1 protein-coding gene is annotated in these 593 nt (G+C 52.3%); it reads left to right on the top strand.

All coding sequences use genetic code 11. The annotated features are described in order from the left end of the window. On the top strand, nucleotides 1-593 hold a 593-nt coding region (locus BN2475_RS34500; protein ID WP_218023770.1), incomplete at both ends, for a hypothetical protein.

Raw genomic sequence — 593 nt, 5'->3', positions numbered from 1 at the left:
CTTCACCTCAACGACGGACCTCGCAACGCGATGGGATGGTGAAGTTTACGTCGAGGTGCACCACAAACATGCAGTACCCGTCGAAAAGCAACAACAGTTGCAAGAGCTGGGAATACCGGTTGTAGAGATCAAGCTGCCAGAATTCTTCAACTATCGTCGCGAACATGACAGCACGCCGGAACTCGAAGAGGAGCATGTGGCTTGGATTTGCAGGACGTTACAGGAGGGAGGTTTCTTGGCCGGAGAAATCATTAGTGACAGGCGCTCAAAAGAGTTTCTCGAGGCAAAGGTTCGAGAGCTTGAACAGACGTTGACTGCTGCCGACGCCAGCCGAAAAACAATGGAAGATGATTACAAAAAACGTCTTGCACAGGCTGGCGAAGAAGTCTCACAATTGGGAAAGGACGTTGTCGACCAGCAGTCAGGAGCAAGTCGGATTGCGACAAAAGTCGCCTCTCTGGAAGGTGAACTTGCCGATGCGCGAAAACGCCTCACGGCTGCGAATGACAGTGTCGCTGCAGCAAAATCAGAAGCCGATAAAGCTGGCAATCTGGCGAAAGTCACTGGCGTCGAGCTTGCGACGCTGCGAAAGA

The sequence above is a fragment of the Paraburkholderia ribeironis genome (assembly GCF_900019265.1).
Classification (GTDB): Bacteria; Pseudomonadota; Gammaproteobacteria; order Burkholderiales; family Burkholderiaceae; genus Paraburkholderia; species Paraburkholderia ribeironis.
The sequence above is the reverse complement of the archived record's forward strand: the minus strand, read 5'-3'. Positions and strand labels throughout refer to the sequence as shown.